The organism is Ignavibacteriales bacterium (genome assembly GCA_026390595.1).
Classification (GTDB): Bacteria; Bacteroidota; Ignavibacteria; order UBA10030; family UBA10030; genus UBA9647.
Map to the genome: position 1 here is coordinate 229,883 of JAPLFQ010000025.1, position 14,725 is coordinate 244,607.

The window sequence follows — 14,725 nt, forward strand, 5'->3', positions numbered from 1 at the left end:
CAAGGACGGATTCGTATGTGGAAAACGATCGCTGAGAAAGAACTCCGGGATCATCTCCAGAGTACACGTTTTCTTGTCGCGGCCAGCGTCAGCACGTTGCTTATTGTGATGAGTATCTGGTTGGGCATCACGCATTACAAAGCCAGGTCCGCCCAGTACGAACAGGGCGTTCAGATGATGCTGGATCTCGCGTCCCAGCAAACCAACTGGATGATGGTGAGCCCCTCCGCCTGGCGGAAACCGGGAGCGATGGAGATCCTCTCCAACGGCGTAAACAGCGACATCGGCCGGTATTCGGATATCGGACCGTACCGGGACGTCCGGCTCGTCCGGAGCGAGTATTCAGACGACCCCATGCTTGCGGCGTTTCAGTTTCTCGATCCGACTTTTGTCGTGTTGATCGTGCTGAGCCTCATCGCGATTCTCTTTACGTACAACGCTGTCAACGGCGAGAAGGAGAGCGGCACGCTGAAGCTTGTCTTTGCGAACAGAGTTTCGAAAGCGGAGTATATTGTGGGCAAACTCGTCGGAAGCTGGCTCGCAATCCTCGCCCCTGTTCTGATCTCATTCCTTGTCGGAGTTCTCCTGCTCGTTCTTCTCGGAGTGAATCTGAGCGCGTCCTCCTGGGGGCAATATGCAATCTTTGTCCTCGCGTCCATTCTCTATGCCACGTGTTTCATGCTCCTGGGGGTATTCGTTTCCGCGTTGACACACAGGTCCAGCGTTTCGTTCCTTATCCTGCTCGTTGTCTGGATTTGCGCAGTGCTCATTGTGCCGAAGGCAGCGACGATGCTCGCAGGGCGTGCAATGCCGGTACCGACCGTTGACGAAATCGAGAGCAAGCTCGCAAGCTATTCGAGTCAGACCCGGACCGAAGGGATGAATGCGTTGATGAAGAGGTCGAGAGAACTCTTCAGGTCAGGAGCGGAAATGAAGCCCGAGGAGCGGCAGACCATGATCGCGACGCTGCAGAAGGAAAACGAAGCGAAGCGGAAGGAAATGGAACAGCAGATCACCGAGTATTCGGCGCGGGTGTACGAAGACTACTACAATCAGAAAAGCGGGCAGGAGCTCCTGGCGTTCTCTCTCGCGAAACTCTCGCCGGCTTCGCAATTCCAGCTTGCAACCATGAAGCTCTCCGGCACCGATGTCGCATTGAAGAAGCGTTACGAAGACGCCATGAAAGAATATAAAGCGCAGTACTCAGCCTACGCTCAGCAAAAGGGGGGCGGCGGAATGAATTTCCGTATGTCGGTTGGCCGCGGTTCATCTTCGGCTGCCATGGTCGGACCCACGCCGACTAAAATCGATGTCTCCGAGATGCCAAAATTCAAGGATCCTGACTACTCATTCGGCACGTCGGTGGTTGGTGCGCTGTTTGACCTCGGATTGCTGGCGCTGTTCAATGTTTTTGCCTTCGTGGGGGCCTTCGTGGCCTTCTTGCGTTTCGATATGAGGTAGATCAGAAGTAGAAGCACGTCTTCTTTCCGGTTTCCAAATCTGAGTCTGGGTGTCAGCTATCGCTGGCACCCTTTTTTTTGATTTCGAACCTCTCCGTTTTCGTCACTCCGCAAAGTGCGATGAATATGATCTGAACAGGAAGACGCAAACAATAACTGATGATTTTCAGCTGAGATTGCATAGGTCCGACATGTCTCTCTTTGTCGACAAAGGCGGTTTTACGCACGTGTGAGCGTCATGAGAGCTGCAATCTTCGCGATTTTCGGAGAACCTTTGTAATGCCGCCGCTGTTGATGTACACATGAAGTCATGTGTCGATTTCTGTGAACCGTAGCATCAGTGAGGTGGGGAGCAGCCATGCGCAGCGAACGAACAGTCATGAGGACGATTCAGGCGAGATTCGGTTCTGTGGTCAGGGGTCAAAGGCTCAGCGCCGGGTTGTCCCAGCAAGAACTCGCTCACCGGTCCGGCCTGCATCGAACGTACGTCACCGACGTCGAGCGGGGAGCGCGTAATCCTTCACTCAACAGCATCAAAAAGCTCTCCGATGCACTTGGCGTGTCGCTTTCGAGTCTCTTCAATCTTGTCGAAGAACTTGAGCGCCAGGATCGCACTTCCGACCCCGTGTCGGGCGCGAAAAATCCCGGGAAATGATATTGTGATTCCCGCCGCTATAGAAAGGGGCGACCAGTCGTCGCCCCCGAAACAGGGAACGCATGAAGCCGGCGTTCCCGCGCTCCATACATGTCACTCCTATATCCTGCTTGCCAGGACTCCTTCGACAGCATCCTGAAGCTCTTTCGACGACACCGGTTTCGTGAGGACCGCTTCGGCTCCGCTCAGAACGAGGCTCTCGCGTCCGTCCGCTGAATCCTTGCCGGTGATGATGAACACCGGAATGTCCTTTGTCTCGGGATCTTGTTTGACGAGTTTGAGGAACTCGAACCCGTTCATGCCCGGCATCGAATAATCTGTCACAATGAGGCGGGGGTGATACTTCTTGGCGTAGTCGAACGCCTCGTTGCCGTTTGACGCCTGCACCACCTGCGCGTCCGGGAACATGCGCTTCAGGTAGCGCGAGTGAAGCACCCGTACCCCCTGATCGTCATCCACAACCAACACCGCCTCGTCCTGAGGCTTCGCAAGTTTGTGGAGCCGGATCGTGAAGGTGGTCCCGGCGCCGACTTCGCTCTCGACCGTGATCGAGCCGGAATGTTTCTTGATGATCTCGGCGACCAGCGAGAGGCCGAGTCCGGTTCCTGTCTCGCCGCGCAATCCCACCCTGGTGTACTTTTCCTCGACCTTGAAGAGCCTCTTGAGATCAGCAGCCGGGATCCCGGCCCCCGTGTCCTTTACTGTGAGTATCCACTCCTCGTCCGCCGACTCCTTGAGATCGATTGAAATCAGCCCGTGCGCTGGCGTGAATTTCAACGCATTGCTGATAAGATTGTTGAAGGCCTGCGTCAACATCGCCTCGTCTCCCCGGATGCACGTATCGGCTGGGAGGGTCGAGCGGAGAGCGATTTCCTTGTTCATCGCTGTGCCGAGATGAGCCTGCACGCTGGCCCTGACGACTTTCTGGAGGTCGATATCGCGGATGTCCAGCGTGATGCGGCCGGTTTCCAGCCGTGACCAATCGAGTAGTCTCTTGACCAGCGCAAGCTGCTGCTGGGCTGAGTTGCGAATGTACGTGAGGAACTCCTTCCGCTCGGCATCGGTGAGCTTTTCGGTATCGTTGAGCAGAATCTCGCAAAATCCGAGGATGCTTGTGAACGGAGACTGGAGGTCGTGCGAGAGCACCGACATCAGCCGGTCCTTCTGCCGGTTCAGCTGGGTGAGCATCTCGCGTGAATCCTGCAGTGCAGAGAGATTCTCCTGAACCCGGGCTTCGAGCTCCTTCCGTTCTGTGATGTCTTCGAGGATCCCTTCGATCGAGACCACGTTTCCTGCGGCGTCCTTGACCGCACGCGAATGCTCCAGTACGATGATCGTTTTCCCGTCCTTGCGCCGCAAGGAGAGCTCGACGTTTGAACATGCTCCCTGTCCGGAAAGCTTCATCGTCAGAGAAGCCCGCTCCGCGGGGTTGGTGTATAACTCTTCAAGATTGATCGAGGCGAGTTCTTCGATGGAATCGTACCCCAGCATGCGGAGGAGCGCTGCATTGGCCGAGAGGAGCTTCCCATCCACGGTGCTTTGAAAAATTCCCTGCACCGCGTTGTTGAACAAATCGTGATACTTACGCTCGCTTTCTTTCAGCGCTCTTTCGGCGATACGTCTGGTGGTGACGTTGCGGATGATGCTGAACACAAATGTCGAACCATCGGTCCCTTTGATGTAGGAGTTGATCGCCTCAACGAATACCTCGTGGTGGTTTCTCAATCGCAGATGCCGGTTCATGACCGGCTCGACGCTGCGATCAAGGAATCGCTTGCTGTAGGTCGCAAGAAGAACCGATGGATCAGCAGAAGAATCCAGGATCACAGTGAACGGCTCTCCAACCAGTTCCTCCCGCCGCATTCCCACCATTCTGCAGTAGGAGTCGTTGACCGCGACGATGATCCCTGCTGCGTTGGTGATCCTCATCGCCTCGGCGGAATTCTCCCAGACCGATTCCAGGAGGGCTTGCTGGTCGGGCGTATGGACGGCGCCGGTCCTGGTATGGTTTTCACGGCCGAAGCTGAGAAGCGTCAGCGGCTGTTGATACGGTTGTCTGTTTGGTACCAAAGGTGGAGTTGCCATACGATTGATCCTTTCCAGATGCGAACGGAAAGGCGCAAACCTGGTGCCATCAAAATCTTGAAGATTTCGATGAGAAAAGCAGATCGGATTGAGCAATGCGTGTAGTTTCTACAATTTCAGCTGGTCGGGTCCGGGCTTTTTCGAGATTACATTGAGAACGAAAAGGGGGAGCGACATCCAGGGAGGTGGCAGACAATGTTGAGGTTGGCCGCAGACTTTCGAGATACGCGAGCTTTGCCTCCCGAAAACACATCATGCTCAGCGTGAACTCTCTCATCCTGAGCGGAGGGAGCTTTTTTTGCGACCCCCTCCTTCGTCGGGGTAAACTCCGTCGAAGAATGCCCCCGATGCAACTTGGATCCATCAAAAAAACATGCGCTACCTTTCAATATTGAAGTCCTACCTCGAACCCCCATGCCTTATCCGATAATGTAGATTTTACATTTCCCGTCTCATTGTGGCACCGTCATCAATTCCGCTTCCGGCATTCTTACTCATTGTATTTCATCGTTTTACAAGGACGTTGTTGCGGGCGATCATCTTCGTGAGTCATTGGCACTCGCAATGCACAACTCCGGGCAAGACACCAAAACAGGAATAGGAGAGTACCATGCTCGGACGCAGAAGAAATGAAAATTGGATTACGGCTCTGGCAGCACTGGCGGTGATGCTTCAATCACAGGCAGCGGTCGCTGACAACAGGCTTGTCCTCAGGAAAGAATCGGACAATCTCATTGCGGTGGAGCTGTCGAACACCGACGCCGTTGCGGGTTTCCAGTTTTCTGTCAACGGGCGTGGAGGAGTCACATTTGGAGAGTATCAGGGAAGCGAACGGACCTCTGAGGCGAGCCTGGGTATTTATCAGTACCTCAAGGATGATTCGACACTGAATATCGTCATCCTTGCCCCGGTGCGCTCGGCTCTGCCGGTCGGTAACGGCGTGATCGGAAAGATCTTCTTCGCGCTGACGAAGAACGCCGGAGCCGATACCGCCCGCGTGTTCCTCAGCAAGGTTGTTCTGTGTACCGCGCAGGCGCAATATCTCGATGTCACCGCAACGCAGGTCGAATGGAATCTGCATGCGAAGGTGGATTCAAAGCAGATGAATTTTGCGCTTAACCAGAACTACCCGAATCCGTTCAATCCCTCCACCACGATTTCATACCGGCTTGACAAACCAGCGCAGGTGCGGTTAGCGGTCTATGATATCACAGGTCGACAGGTCGAAAGTCTGGTTGATCAGCATCAGCTGGAGGGGCAGTACACAGTGAAATGGAATGCATCTGTCCACGCGGCGTCCCAGCTTGCCTCGGGAATGTATTTTGCCAGATTGCAGGTAGGCGATCAGGTCGCAGTTCAAAAAATGATCCTTGCAAAGTAACGACTGAAGGAACAGCGCGATGGCCGCACAGCATGTGCTTCTCAATCCGGATTCATGGAATCTCCAGGCGCTCCTCGAAGTTGACACGCTCCCGAGAGACCTTTCGCACCATGGGCTTCTGTATCTTGAGAAACTCGCGCTCGCAATCGACGAAGTGGCTCCGAAGCCCGGCCTTCTTGTCTATGTCGCCGCAACGATATTGGACCAGCCGATCAACGGCCTTGACGCTGTGCTCTTTTCCGCAATTGATGTGTGCACACACCTTCAGGTGGCGCAAGTGTATCACTCTCTGACCACAGCTGCTGCGGTCTCGTTTGTCGAATTTGTCGCGGAGAGTTTTCCCCTCCCGATTTCACAAATCAGGACGCTGGCTGAGCCCCCGTTTCATGATGGCTCAAATCAGGCTTCCAAAAGGAATTTCTCAGTCCTGATTGGCAGGCAGGGATTTGTTCACTCCCCCATAGCCGATCCTTCGCGGGACGCACTCTTGTCAATTACGGCGAAGGTTCATTTCAAGAGCCTCGCTGGCAAGGGCCTGGTGCGTGCTTCATCGCATGACCTGCAGAGAGAAGTGGGACAGTTCCTGCTCTTCCACAACAACTATCGAACGATCCCGTGGCTTGGCGGCAAAACCCCGCTCCAACGCCTGAAGTTTTTTGAAGGATTTGGCAGCATTCATTCCTTTAGCCCGAACGACGGGCAGGAATAGCATCCTCGCCCTGCGGTATTTGGACGAGCTGAGAGCTTGTGACGCTGACTTCGTTCCAATGCCCGGCACAGATGCTGAAAGTCTTTGTCTCGAAGCCGGAGGTACCCTATGAAACGAATATTAATTGTTGATGATGAACCCTCGTACCGCGAGACGATCGGCAGCGTGCTCCGGCAGTCGGGATATCTCGTCTGCGAGGCGGAGGACGGAGACAAGGCCATTGACCTTGCGCAGAGCGCTCAGCCCGACGTTATTATCTCCGACGTGATGATGGAGCGCCTCGACGGATTCGGCCTCCTTGGCCGGTTGCGGATGGACCCGACAACAAGTATGATCCCGTTCATTTTCACCACGGGGCTGTCCGACAAGGATTCGATGCGAAAGGGGATGTCCCTGGGTGCGGACGATTTCCTCGTGAAGCCCTTCAGCAGCGCAGAACTCCTCTCCGCAATCGACACGCGCCTTGCGATGCGCGACGAACTCAGGCAGGAAGTGGAGAAGAGACTTTCGCAGCTTCGCTCGTGCATTTCGCTCGCGCTGCCGCATGAGATCAGAACACCGCTTGCAAGTATCATAGGGTTTGCCGACGTCCTCGCCGATGAAGCGTCCGTGCTCTCGTACGAGGAAGTCATGGAGAGCGGAAAGCTCGTGAAGAAGGCGGGCATGCGTCTCCGGCATCTTCTCGAAAACTTCATGGTCTATTCGCAGATCGAGATAGTCGCCACCGACCCGGAGCGGCTTGCGGCGTTTAAGCGGGCGCAATTGCCCCACACGTCTGACCTCATCGAAGAGCTCAGCCGCATCAAGGCGGATTCCTGGGGGCGCTCATCTGATCTGGTACTCGACCTTTCCCCCTGTCCAGCCGCCATATCCCAATTGTATCTGAAGAAAATTGGCGACGAACTCGTTGACAACGCGTTCAAATTCTCCGAAATAGGTACACGGGTGGAGGTTCGAGCCTGCCGTGAAGGGAATTCATTCGTCCTCTCCGTTGCTGATTCAGGCCGCGGCATGAACCGTGAACAGGTGGCAAGCCTGGGGGCGTACGTCCAGTTTGAAAGGGCGTACCATGAGCAGCAGGGAACGGGACTGGGATTGTCCATCGCCAAGCGATTGACGGAGATGCATGGGGGGAAGATGGAATTCGAAGCGAATTTCGGTGCAGGATTGATCGTACGCGCGATCATCCCGCTGCCACCGGAGTGACGGGATGATCGGGTTTGTCACATTGGATCACAAGTAATCGCTGCCGCTCCACTTTCTCTGAATACTCCGCTCTATCCTTTTGTTCAGCTCGTCTACGCCCGTGTCAACAATGAAACGTGTGACGATCTGAGAAAACAAATCCACCTCTTGTAGTTGAAGATATTTATCATAAACTTTCAACTACTGAACAACCACGCACCGGACCATATGCCCCCCCTTCAAAAACTGACGTTAAGCGCTCTTCTGCAAAACAGTGCAACTGAGTTTGCAGATCGCCCTGCTCTCTGCGCAATAGGCGGCGAGCAATTCACATATACATCACTCAATCATCTCGTCCAGACTGTTTCTGATCTCCTGAACAACCGGGGTGTCATCACCGGGGACAGGGTGGCAATCCTGAGCGAGAACAAGCCGCAGTGGGGGATCGCCTACTTCGCCATCACGGTCATGGGGGCGGTGGCGGTTCCGATCCTTGCGGATTTTCACACGACGGAAGTGCACCACATCATCCAGCACGCCGAATGCAAGGCCGTCTTCGTCTCGAAACGGCTGTACGGGAAAATCGAGACACTCGAACTTCGCAACCTCACGACGGTTATCCTGCTCGATGATTTCACGCTCGTCCCGCCCAGGACGGCGAAGGACAGCCTGAAGGAATTTTTCGAAGAAGGGGAGCGGGAGTTTGCTCGGCTGAAAGAGCGCGCCCTGAAGTTTGTCGGTCTGCTCTCGGCTACGGTGGAAGAGAGCGACCTGGCGGCCATCGTGTACACGTCCGGCACGACCGGTCATTCAAAAGGGGTCATGCTGACCCACAAGAACATCGTGGCCGACGCCATCGCAACGACCAAACTTGTCTCTATTGGACCTCAGGACAGAATGCTTTCCATTCTTCCTCTCGCGCATATGTATGAGTGCACGTTGGGGATGATCACGGCCATTCTGGCGGGAGCGTCGGTGTCATACCTCGACAAACCTCCGACAGCCGGCGTCCTGCTGCCGGCGTTGGAACTTGTGCGGCCGACGATCATGCTCTCAGTGCCGCTGGTGATCGAAAAAATGTTCAAGACGAGGATCCTGCCGCGGTTGACGGGATCTCCGGTGACGCGCGGTCTGTATCGTGTACCGTTTGTTCGGAAGCGGCTGCATAGAATTGCGGGAAAGAAGCTGCTGAAGACCTTTGGCGGGGCACTGAAGCTTTTCTGTATCGGCGGTGCGCCGCTTGCCGCCGACGTGGAGCAGTTCCTCCGCGAAGCAAAGTTCCCGTACGCAATCGGGTACGGGCTCACCGAGACATCGCCGCTTGTCGTGGGCACCGATCCTCAAACCACGAGGCACCAATCGGCCGGCAAGCCGCTTGTCGGCATGAACATCCGCATCGAAAACCCTGACCCTGCGAACGGGGAGGGGGAGATACTCGTCCAGGGACCGACGGTCATGAAAGGCTACTACAAAGACCCTGCGAAGACCGCAGAAGTGCTGACGAAAGACGGCTGGCTCCATACCGGGGATCTCGGCGTCATCGACCGGGACGGATACGTGTTTGTCAAAGGGAGGCTCAAGAACATGATCCTCGGATCGAACGGCAAAAACGTGTACCCCGAGGAGATAGAATCGATCATCAACGAGTTTGAAATCGTCCTCGAGTCGCTCGTGTTCCAGCAGAACAACCAGATCGCCGCCCGGATTCATTTGAACTACGAGGACCTCGACCGGAGATTCGCCAGCGAAAACCTCCCGGAATCAAAGATCCGGGAGCGTGTCAAGGCGCTCCTCGAAGACCTCCGCCGTCAGATCAACGCCCGCCTGTCGTCCCACTCGCGACTCCAGGCGCTCATAGAACAAACCGAACCCTTCGAGAAGACTCCAACGCAGAAGATAAAAAGACATTTGTACGTCTGACAAAGAAGATAGGAGTGAGAATACAGAAGTCAGAGGGGAAGTCGGACGGAGGTCTGTACCGCCTGGAATTGTCAGGCGAAGGCGACGTACCATTGGGAACCCCTGCGCAAACAGGGGTTTTCTGCTTTCGTGAAGGTGCGCGGCAGATTGCCCCGCGCATTGATCGCGTACCTGGCGATATGTATATTCGATCTCCGTTCTACGGATATTCAAAGCGATGCGATTGAGGGCTCAGAAGGAAAGGACCAAGCTCGATGCAGGATGAAATCTACCGCCGCCTGGCCAGGGTGCTTGATGCGCTCCCGAACAAATTCCCGGCGACGGAAAGCGGAGTGGAATTGAAGATGCTCGCAAAGCTCTTCACCGAGGAGGAGGCATCGCTTGCCTGCCTGATGCAACTGGCGGCTGAGCCGGTGACAGATATCGCCAACCGCGCTGGAACAGATCCGAAGGAGACACGAAACACGCTCAAGCGGATGATGGCAAAAGGGCTTATCGACATTCGAAAAGGGGAGGGAGAGTTTTCTTACGCCCTCCGTCCCTTTGTTGTGGGGTTCTACGAGGGGCAGCTGCAGAGGATGGATCCGGAAATGGCCGGGCTTTTTGAAGAGTATTACCGGCAAACAAAAGGCGGCGTTCTGCGGCCGACCCCTGCATTGCATCGCGTCATTCCGGTCGAAAAAGCGATACCCCTTGAGGTCCAGATTCATCCTTACGAGCGAGCGTCTGATATACTGGAGGGGGCAAAATCATGGGGCGTGCGTGATTGTATCTGCCGCGTCCAGCAGCACCTTTTGGGAAAGAACTGCGCACATCCGGTTGAAACGTGTCTCGTCTTCTCGCACGGAGAGCACGCGTTCGACCGAAGCAAGGTTGACCGGGCCCTCACGAAAGAAGAGGCATTGAAAATTCTGCGTGAGACCGAGGAGGCCGGACTCGTGCATTCCTCCGGTAATTACCGCGATGGGGTCGAGTACATCTGCAACTGCTGTATTTGCTGTTGCGGCATCATGCGCGGTATTGCAGAGTTCGGGATCATGAGTGCCGTTGCGCATTCCGATTTCCAGATTGTTGTGGAAGGTGATTCATGTAATGGCTGCGAAGCGTGCGTCGGGCGATGCCAGTTTGAGGCGCTGACAATGACCGAGGGAGTCGCTGTGGCCAACTATCTCCACTGTGTCGGTTGCGGTCTGTGCGTTCTCGTTTGTCCCACCGACGCTCTCCATCTCAATCGCCGCAAGGCAGGAGAGGTCCCTGTGCCGCCGACGGACATCGCAGCCTGGAGGGAGCAGCGTGAATCGGCTCAATAGGAATTGCAGGATTGCCAGACGACATGTGGCGGAGTTGGGGAATCTTCAAGAGAAGGAATCAAGTTGATGGACCGATCGTTTCTAAAACGGTACGCCTGGCTTTCTATCGCCGCAGCGATCATCACGCTTACACTGAAATCGCTGGCGTACTACGTCAGCGGCTCGGTTGGTCTTCTTTCAGACGCTGTCGAGTCAATTGTCAACCTCATCGGCGGTTTGGTGGCATTGGTCATGCTCACCATCGCCACCCGTCCGGCCGATGAAAGTCATCCGTATGGTCATTCGAAAGCCGAATACTTTTCGAGTATCATCGAGGGCTCGCTCATCATCTGTGCTGCCATCAGTATCGGTGTAACGGCTGTCAACCGGCTTCTGTTCCCTCAGTCTCTCGAACAACTCGGACTCGGTTTGCTTATCTCGGTGGGCGCCTCGATGGTGAATCTGGCTGCCGCGTTAGTCCTTCGACGGGCCGGACACCGTCATAACTCCATCGCCCTTACGGCCTCATCGCAACACCTCCTTACCGACGTCTGGACCTCCGCAGGCGTGCTCGTGGCTATCGGAGCCGTGGCCCTGACCGGTTGGGAACTGCTCGACCCGCTTGTTGCTATTGCTGTCGGCTTCAATATCACCTGGGCCGGATTTTCCATCGTGCGAAAATCTGTCTTTGGACTGATGGATGGTGCAGTGACGGAGGGCGTTCAAGAGCAGCTCCAGTCGGCATTGACCACATACAGAGAGCAGGGGATACAATTCCATTCGATACGAACACGTCAGGCGAGCGCAACGTCCTTCATTTCCCTTCATGTCGTAGTTCCCGGCTCGTGGACCGTTCACCAGGGACATCAATTGACAACAGCGCTTGAGGAAGACCTGAAGCACCGTATTCCCCATTCGGTCATCTACACTCACCTCGAATCATCCGACGATCCGGCGACCTGGGATGATCAGGACTTGGCCAAGAAATAGGTGCACAAATTAGTGCATTGCTCGCTTTCGAGCGGAATCATCAGAAACGAAGTCGGTCGATGCTGGTTTTGTCGCAGGGAACCTTGAAGATGGGACCAGCCACGATCATATTTTAGCAGCCAGCAACTGCTCGCCATGTTGAATCCACAGACCTACACAGATAGAAGGAGACTGAAATGAGGAAGTTCGTCTGGTTCTTGTTCGTTTGTCTGCCCGTTGTTGTTCAGCCTCAATCACGACTATTCACTGCCGACGACTACGCGCGGGCAGAGAAATTCCTGGCTCCTGGTGTGTCGCCGTTGGTTGTTGGCGGAACCGTGGCGGCCAAATGGCTGGAAGGGGATCGGTTCTGGTATCGCAGAACCACAGATTCAGGAGCTGTGTATGTCGTGATCGATCCGGCAAAGCGGGTGCGAGTGCCATACGTCCCGACAGCCAGGGATACGTCCGCACCGGACAGGCCGCGAGGCCGCAGAGGCTTCATGAATACAGCTGTCCTCTCTCCGGATGGCAAACGGGAAGCCTTCATACGGGACTGGAACCTCTGGGTGCGTGATGTGGCGACGAAACAGGAGAAACAACTCACCACAGACGGCGTGAAGGACTTTGGATACGCGACGGACAACGCGGGGTGGACCGGCAGTGACCGCGCGATTCTCCTCTGGTCTCCGGATTCGAAAAAGATCGCGACACAACAGCAGGATGAGCGCAACGTCGGGGATATGTATCTGGTAGAAACCACAGTTGGCCATCCCAAGCTGCGCGCATGGAAGTACCCGCTCCCCGGGGACAGCGTCGTTGCAATGATCCATCGCGTGATTATCGACGTGGACGCCCCGCGGACCGTCCGGTTGCAGATGCCCCCCGACTTCCATCGTGCGACCCTGAGTGACGACATTTCCATGAATGACTATAAGTGGAGTCCGGACGCATCACGTCTCGCCCTCGCGTCCACTTCCCGAGACCACAAGCAAACGGTGATCCGCGTCGCCGACGCCACGACGGGCGCGGTCCGCACGGTCTTTGAGGAAACCGTGGCGACGCAGTTTGAATCGACCTCAGGGTGGGAAGTGCTCTGGAGCTCCAACGAGGTGATCTGGTACTCGCAGCGCGACAACTGGGGGCAGCTCTACCTCTACGACCTTGCGACTGGAAAACTCAAGAATCAAATCACGACAGGCCCGGGAATGGTTGTTCAGATCGTCAAGGTGGACGAGAAATCGCGGAGCCTTTTCTTTGGCGCATACGGACGGGAGAAGGGGAGGGATCCGTATTTTCTCCATTATTATCGTATCGGCCTCGACGGAAAGAAACTCGTCCTTCTCACTCCTGAGGATGCACACCACAGCATTCAGCTTTCACCGTCAGGGAGCTATCTGATCGATACATACTCGAGGCCCGATGTTCCCCCCGTGGTGGAAGTGCGCCATGCAAACGGCAAGCTCGTCATGCCGATTGAGAGAGCGGATATCTCGAAACTGATCGCTTCGGGGTGGAAGCCGCCGATCCCCATCACGATGAAGGGCCGCGACGGGAAGACAGATATCTACGGTCTGATGTTCCGGCCAACGAACTTCGATTCAACGAAGAAGTACCCGATTATCAACCATGCCTATCCGGGTCCGCAGGGCGCAAGCACGGGCAGCCGCGCCTTCGCGGTAGCGCGGGGCGACCACCAGGCTCTTGCAGAACTGGGCTTCATCGTTGTGACGATTGATGGAATGGGGAACCCCGACAGATCGAAATCGTTCCACGACACCTACTACGGAGCGATGGGTAGGGATAACACGCTCCCCGATCAGGTCGGCGGAATGAAGGAGCTCGCGCAACGGTATTCCTGGATTGATATTGACCGGGCAGCAATGTACGGCCACTCGGGGGGCGGTTTCATCACGGCCGATGCGATGTTCCGTTATCCCGATTTCTTCAAAGTCGGTATCTCCGAATCCGGAAATCATGACCAACGCGTGTACGAGGATGACTGGGGCGAGCGCTACCAGGGTTTGCTCGTTCGCGATGCGGATGCCAAAGATAATTACGACGTTGAAGCCAACCAGAACTTCGCCAAGAACCTCAAGGGACACCTGATGCTTGCACACGGGCTGATGGACAACAACGTCCCGCCGTACAACACGCTCCTTGTCGTCGAGGCGTTGATCAGGGCGAACAAGGATTTTGACCTTGTCGTGTTCCCGAGCCAGGCTCACGGTTATGGCAATCAGTCAAATTACATGATGCGCAAGCGTTGGGACTATTTTGTGAAATGGCTTCTGAATTCTGAGCCGCCGAAGGAGTTTATGTTCAAGGGTGCAAGAGGGATGGGATTCGGAGGGTGAGAACATTGTCGATTGCCGAATGCCGATTGTCGATTGAGGAGTGCTGGAATAGGTTCAAGGGGTCTCCGGCTCCGGGCTGTTATTCGGAGTGTCCTATGAGATGATCTCAAGAATTCAGGAAGAAACCTCATGAAGCTCAATACAACACATTGCTGCCGGCCGGATTGGTTGAGTGCCGTCATAGTTCTTTTGATCCTGAATTTGGTCTCTTGTGCCCCATCGGTGAATAATATGAAGCAAATCCAGAAGGGAAGTGCGGTCCCGCAATTCGCGTTGCCCGACCAGAACGGAAAACTCTTTGATATCGCCACCGTGCTCGGAAAGAAGAACCTTGTCATCTATTTCTATCCGAAGGACGACAGTCCCGGATGCACGAAGGAAGCGTGTACGTTCAGAGATCAATATGAGGTATTCAGAGAGGCGGATGCAGAGATCATCGGCATCAGCTCGGATGATGTTGAAAGCCACAGGAAATTCGCAGAGAAATATCATCTGACCTATACGCTCCTCAGCGACGGGGAGGGGAAAGTGCGCAAGCTCTTTAACGTGCCGTCAGACCTCTTCGGCATTTTGCCCGGCAGGGTTACCTACGTGATCAACAAAGAGGGAATCGTTATCCACACATTCGATTCTCAGACGCAGACAGAGAGGCATGTCGAAGAAGCCCTGGCGGCGCTGAAGAAGGCTGGAAAGTAGCAGTAGAGCGTCAGTAGAT

At 55.2% G+C, this 14,725-nt stretch carries 11 protein-coding genes; 10 read left to right on the forward strand and 1 reads right to left on the reverse strand.

Going from position 1 to position 14,725, the window contains the following annotated elements:
• Nucleotides 1–15: 15 nt before the first annotated feature.
• Both NTU47_14845 and NTU47_14850 read left to right on the forward strand, forming a co-directional pair.
• Entirely contained in the window at nucleotides 16–1,461 is a 1,446-nt protein-coding gene (locus NTU47_14845; protein ID MCX6135088.1) for an ABC transporter permease subunit, read from the forward strand.
• 357 nt (nucleotides 1,462–1,818) lie between these two features.
• Entirely contained in the window at nucleotides 1,819–2,115 is a 297-nt protein-coding gene (locus NTU47_14850) for a helix-turn-helix transcriptional regulator (GenBank protein MCX6135089.1), read from the forward strand.
• 99 nt (nucleotides 2,116–2,214) lie between these two features.
• On the opposite strand, the gene NTU47_14855 is transcribed toward NTU47_14850, so the two are convergent.
• Nucleotides 2,215–4,200: a PAS domain S-box protein gene (locus NTU47_14855; GenBank protein MCX6135090.1), complete on the reverse strand. Its 1,986-nt coding sequence runs from the start codon at nucleotides 4,198–4,200 to the stop codon at nucleotides 2,215–2,217.
• A 610-nt stretch (nucleotides 4,201–4,810) separates the two neighbouring features.
• On the opposite strand from NTU47_14855, the gene NTU47_14860 reads away from it, so the two are divergent.
• The 8 genes from NTU47_14860 to NTU47_14895 all read left to right on the forward strand — a co-directional run bounded on the left by NTU47_14860 (nucleotide 4,811) and on the right by NTU47_14895 (nucleotide 14,706).
• Nucleotides 4,811–5,581 carry a T9SS type A sorting domain-containing protein gene (locus tag NTU47_14860; protein MCX6135091.1) on the forward strand — a complete coding sequence of 257 codons (771 nt, stop codon included), beginning with the start codon at nucleotides 4,811–4,813 and terminating at the stop codon, nucleotides 5,579–5,581.
• 19 nt (nucleotides 5,582–5,600) lie between these two features.
• Nucleotides 5,601–6,290, forward strand: coding sequence for a hypothetical protein (locus NTU47_14865; GenBank protein ID MCX6135092.1), 690 nt, complete (start codon nucleotides 5,601–5,603; stop codon nucleotides 6,288–6,290).
• Between the two features lie 108 nt (nucleotides 6,291–6,398).
• Nucleotides 6,399–7,496: a hybrid sensor histidine kinase/response regulator gene (locus NTU47_14870; GenBank protein ID MCX6135093.1), complete on the forward strand. Its 1,098-nt coding sequence runs from the start codon at nucleotides 6,399–6,401 to the stop codon at nucleotides 7,494–7,496.
• Between the two features lie 207 nt (nucleotides 7,497–7,703).
• Complete coding sequence (locus NTU47_14875) at nucleotides 7,704–9,395, forward strand: AMP-binding protein (protein MCX6135094.1); 1,692 nt, start codon at nucleotides 7,704–7,706, stop codon at nucleotides 9,393–9,395.
• Nucleotides 9,396–9,649: 254 nt separating this feature from the next.
• Nucleotides 9,650–10,705, forward strand: coding sequence for a 4Fe-4S binding protein (locus NTU47_14880; protein MCX6135095.1), 1,056 nt, complete (start codon nucleotides 9,650–9,652; stop codon nucleotides 10,703–10,705).
• A 66-nt stretch (nucleotides 10,706–10,771) separates the two neighbouring features.
• Nucleotides 10,772–11,674 carry a cation diffusion facilitator family transporter gene (locus NTU47_14885; GenBank protein ID MCX6135096.1) on the forward strand — a complete coding sequence of 301 codons (903 nt, stop codon included), beginning with the start codon at nucleotides 10,772–10,774 and terminating at the stop codon, nucleotides 11,672–11,674.
• A gap of 176 nt (nucleotides 11,675–11,850) precedes the next feature.
• Nucleotides 11,851–14,010 carry a DPP IV N-terminal domain-containing protein gene (locus tag NTU47_14890; protein ID MCX6135097.1) on the forward strand — a complete coding sequence of 720 codons (2,160 nt, stop codon included), beginning with the start codon at nucleotides 11,851–11,853 and terminating at the stop codon, nucleotides 14,008–14,010.
• A 231-nt stretch (nucleotides 14,011–14,241) separates the two neighbouring features.
• Nucleotides 14,242–14,706: a peroxiredoxin gene (locus NTU47_14895; protein ID MCX6135098.1), complete on the forward strand. Its 465-nt coding sequence runs from the start codon at nucleotides 14,242–14,244 to the stop codon at nucleotides 14,704–14,706.
• Nucleotides 14,707–14,725: the final 19 nt, after the last annotated feature.

Excerpts from the sequence above, each read along its gene's own strand:
- NTU47_14855 (MCX6135090.1), bottom strand. The coding sequence starts at position 4,200 with ATGGCAACTCCACCTTTGGTACCAAACAGACAACCGTATCAACAGCCG.
- NTU47_14880 (MCX6135095.1), top strand. The coding sequence starts at position 9,650 with ATGCAGGATGAAATCTACCGCCGCCTGGCCAGGGTGCTTGATGCGCTC.
- NTU47_14865 (MCX6135092.1), top strand. The coding sequence starts at position 5,601 with ATGGCCGCACAGCATGTGCTTCTCAATCCGGATTCATGGAATCTCCAG.
- NTU47_14860 (MCX6135091.1), top strand. The coding sequence starts at position 4,811 with ATGCTCGGACGCAGAAGAAATGAAAATTGGATTACGGCTCTGGCAGCA.
- NTU47_14850 (MCX6135089.1), top strand. The coding sequence starts at position 1,819 with ATGCGCAGCGAACGAACAGTCATGAGGACGATTCAGGCGAGATTCGGT.
- NTU47_14890 (MCX6135097.1), top strand. The coding sequence starts at position 11,851 with ATGAGGAAGTTCGTCTGGTTCTTGTTCGTTTGTCTGCCCGTTGTTGTT.
- NTU47_14875 (MCX6135094.1), top strand. The coding sequence starts at position 7,704 with ATGCCCCCCCTTCAAAAACTGACGTTAAGCGCTCTTCTGCAAAACAGT.
- NTU47_14870 (MCX6135093.1), top strand. The coding sequence starts at position 6,399 with ATGAAACGAATATTAATTGTTGATGATGAACCCTCGTACCGCGAGACG.
- NTU47_14885 (MCX6135096.1), top strand. The coding sequence starts at position 10,772 with ATGGACCGATCGTTTCTAAAACGGTACGCCTGGCTTTCTATCGCCGCA.
- NTU47_14895 (MCX6135098.1), top strand. The coding sequence starts at position 14,242 with ATGAAGCAAATCCAGAAGGGAAGTGCGGTCCCGCAATTCGCGTTGCCC.
- NTU47_14845 (MCX6135088.1), top strand. The coding sequence starts at position 16 with ATGTGGAAAACGATCGCTGAGAAAGAACTCCGGGATCATCTCCAGAGT.